This is a genomic window from Thermoactinomyces intermedius, assembly GCF_013912365.1.
GTDB classification, from domain to species: domain Bacteria; phylum Bacillota; class Bacilli; order Thermoactinomycetales; family Thermoactinomycetaceae; genus Thermoactinomyces; species Thermoactinomyces intermedius.
Window position 1 is genome coordinate 1 of the sequence record NZ_JACETT010000070.1, and the last position, 3278, is coordinate 3278.

Annotated in this window: 4 protein-coding genes; 3 read left to right on the forward strand and 1 reads right to left on the reverse strand. The window is 50.4% G+C overall.

Features of this window, described 5'->3' with window-relative positions; all coding sequences use genetic code 11:
- Positions 1–312, reverse strand: a 312-nt coding sequence (locus H1R82_RS14505) for a hypothetical protein (RefSeq protein WP_220272548.1), incomplete at its 3' end; no start/stop codon positions are given.
- On the opposite strand from H1R82_RS14505, the gene H1R82_RS13785 reads away from it, so the two are divergent.
- The 3 genes from H1R82_RS13785 to H1R82_RS13795 are packed head-to-tail and all read left to right on the forward strand — an operon-like array spanning position 299 to position 3201.
- On the forward strand, positions 299–1231 hold the full coding sequence (locus H1R82_RS13785; protein WP_181731943.1) for an ABC transporter permease: 933 nt from the start codon (positions 299–301) through the stop codon (positions 1229–1231). The genes H1R82_RS14505 and H1R82_RS13785 overlap by 14 nt on opposite strands.
- A gap of 1 nt (position 1232) precedes the next feature.
- Positions 1233–2156 (forward strand): ABC transporter permease, encoded by a 924-nt coding sequence (locus H1R82_RS13790; RefSeq protein ID WP_181731942.1) that lies wholly within the window; start codon positions 1233–1235, stop codon positions 2154–2156.
- A gap of 28 nt (positions 2157–2184) precedes the next feature.
- Entirely contained in the window at positions 2185–3201 is a 1017-nt protein-coding gene (locus H1R82_RS13795) for an ABC transporter ATP-binding protein (protein WP_309544839.1), read from the forward strand.
- The last annotated feature ends 77 nt before the right edge of the window (positions 3202–3278 follow it).

Below are 3278 nucleotides of genomic sequence, written 5' to 3' on the forward strand. Positions count from 1 at the left end.
CGCCGGCTTCATACGGCTTTTGGCTTGGATCAAACCGAAGCGAAAGAACCCGTTCTGCAGGGGGTGGCCAAAGAGAGCTGATCTGAATCGGCTCTCTTTTTTCATGAACGAATGACCTGCGCAAAGGGTTACTCTGTTTTTTATAGAATAATATTTAATATGCAGTTTTTTCTTCATCATAAAATAAGAACACAGCGGAAGAGACGGGCTTGCGCTGTGACCGGAAGCTGCCCATGTTTTTCGAAAAATGAGAATTGATAAAAGATGAAAACGTTTCAGTCGGGTTGGGGGGAGAGGATTGCTGAAATACATCCTTCAGCGCTTCATGCAGATGATCATTACGCTCTGGGTGATTGCAACGGTCACCTTTTTAATGATGAAAGCAATTCCCGGAGATCCGTTTTCGGATGAAAAGAAATTGCCCGAGCAGGTATTGGCCAATTTGCGCGCCCATTACCAGCTGGATGATCCCATACCGGTTCAGTATTTGAACTATATGAAGCGATTGTTGCAATTGGACTTGGGTCCTTCCATCAAATTTGAAACCCGTTCGGTCAATGACATGATTCAGGAAGGGTTTCCGGTATCCTTCCAATTGGGAAGCCAAGCGTTGGTCTGCGCAATCATTGCCGGTTTGTTTCTGGGAGTTGTGGCCGCGCTCAAACAGAACCGGACGGCGGACTATCTGGCCATGGTGCTGGCCGTGCTCGGCATTTCCATTCCGAGTTTTGTGTTGGGGCCTTTATTGCAAAAGTATCTTGCCGTGGAGTGGGAACTGTTGCCGGTGGCCACGTGGGAAGGGTTTGCCTCGACGATCATGCCGACACTGGCGCTGGCGGCTTTGCCGCTTGCCACCATTACGAGGCTGATGCGCTCCAGCATGGTGGAAGTGTTGACACAAGATTACATACGCACCGCCCGGGCCAAAGGATTGCCGCCTGTTTATGTGATTTCCCGTCACACGATCCGAAATGCCATTTTGCCCGTGGTGACCGTGATCGGTCCTCTTGCGGTCGGCATTTTGACGGGAAGTTTTGTGATTGAAAATATCTTTTCCATTCCGGGGATTGGCAAATATTTTGTGGAAAGCATTCATAATCGAGATTATCCGTTGATCATGGGGGTTACGTTGTTTTATTCCGTTTTGCTGGTGGGAATCAATTTTCTTGTGGATTTGGCCTATGGACTGATTGATCCGCGCATTCAACTGGGCAAAAAGGAGGGGAAATAACATGGAACCATCAGTGAATCCCCGGTTTCAGCCGGCCAGGCGCCATCCGGCATCCATCGAAAAAATTAAGCGTCCCACCCAAACGTATTGGCAGGATGTATGGGGACGCCTCCGTAAAAATTATCTGGCTGTCACCGGACTGGCCGTCATATTGCTGATCGCTCTGATTGCCGTCATCGGCCCGGTTGTTTCCCCTTATGATGTTCACCAACAGGATTTGGAGCACGGGCGGAACCTTCCTCCTTCCAAAGAACACTGGTTTGGAACCGATGATCTGGGACGGGATGTGTTTGTGCGGGTGTGCGAAGGGGGGAAAATCTCTCTGACCATCGGCTTGGCTGCGGCGCTCATTGACTTGGTGATCGGTGTAATTTACGGAGGAATTGCCGGTTATCGCGGGGGACGCACGGATGAAATCATGATGCGGGTGGTGGATGTTTTATGGGGACTGCCTCATTTGTTGACGGTGATTTTATTGATGGTGGTGATGCCGCCGGGCGTGACAACCATCATTATTGCATTGACGGTGACCGGCTGGCTCAATATGGCACGTCTGGTGCGGGGGCAGATTTTGCAGTTAAAGGAGCAGGAATTTGTGCTTGCCGCCAAAACCCTCGGGGCCAATACGCCGAGACTGCTTTTTAAGCATCTGATCCCCAATGCGCTCGGCCCCATCATCATCATGTTGACCTTGACGGTTCCTTCTGCCATTTTTTCAGAAGCTTTTTTAAGTTTTCTCGGTTTGGGGGTGCAATCTCCCGTTGCCAGCTGGGGGACGATGATTGATGACTCGCTCATTACGATTCTGTCCGGAGAATGGTGGCGCCTTCTGTTCCCGGCGGTGTTTCTGTGTTTGACCATGCTGGCTTTTAATGTTTTCGGAGACGGATTGCGTGATGCCCTTGATCCGAAAATGAGGAAGTAAGGAAGCAGCAAAGGACAAAGGAGGGATAGTGTTGGAAACCATCTTGAAAGTCGAGGATCTCCATGTATCTTTCCGGATTCCCGGAGGGGAAGTGCAGGCCGTCAGGGGAGTGAGTTTCTCGTTAAATCAAAAAGAAACATTAGCCATCGTCGGTGAATCCGGAAGTGGAAAAAGCGTGACGGCTTTATCCATCATGCGGTTGATCCCGTCACCGCCCGGAAGGATCAAGCAGGGCAAAATCTTTTTGGGGCCGAAGGAATTGACGAATTTGCCGGAGGAAGAATGGTATCAGATACGCGGTTCCCGGATAGCGATGATTTTTCAGGATCCGATGACCTCATTGAATCCGACCATGACCATCGGGTATCAGATCATGGAAGGCATTCGCTGGCATGAGCAGTGCGGATATCACGAAGCCCGTCAGAAAGCCTTGGAAATTTTGGAGTGGGTGGGGATTTCCCATCCGGAACGAAGAATGAAACAATATCCGCACGAATTCAGCGGCGGGATGCGGCAGCGGGTCATGATTGCCATCGCCCTGTCCTGTTCTCCGGAAATCTTGATTGCCGATGAGCCGACCACGGCGTTGGATGTCACCATTCAGGCGCAAATATTGGATTTGATGAAAAGCATCCAACAACAGACCGGCACCTCCATTTTGTTGATTACGCATGATTTGGGAATTGTTGCGGAAACGGCGGACCGGGTTGCGGTGATGTACGGGGGACAGATCGTGGAAACCGGAACCGTGCGGGAAATATTCCATCAACCGCATCATCCGTATACCTGGGGACTGATTCAATCCATGCCCCGGTTGGACCGGTCCAAAGAACAAGCACTCCGGCCGGTTCCCGGGTCCCCTCCGGATTTATTTCGTCCTCCCCGGGGATGTCCGTTTGCGGATCGTTGCTTGTATGCGATGAATATCTGTTTTGAAGAAATGCCGGATGTCACTCCGGTCACCCATACGCACCAAGTGCGCTGTTGGTTGGAAGACCCCCAGGCTCCGGCGGCAGATTTTTCCAAATCGGTTGACAATTTATAGAATTATCTTTATAATTGATTAGAAAAATTATATAAGAAACTGCTTCTTATCCAGAGTGGTGGAGGGACTGGCCCGAT

What these genes read in the sequence shown, in the direction of transcription:
- H1R82_RS13790 (WP_181731942.1), top strand. Translation starts at nt 1,233, where the DNA reads ATGGAACCATCAGTGAATCCCCGGTTTCAGCCGGCCAGGCGCCATCCG.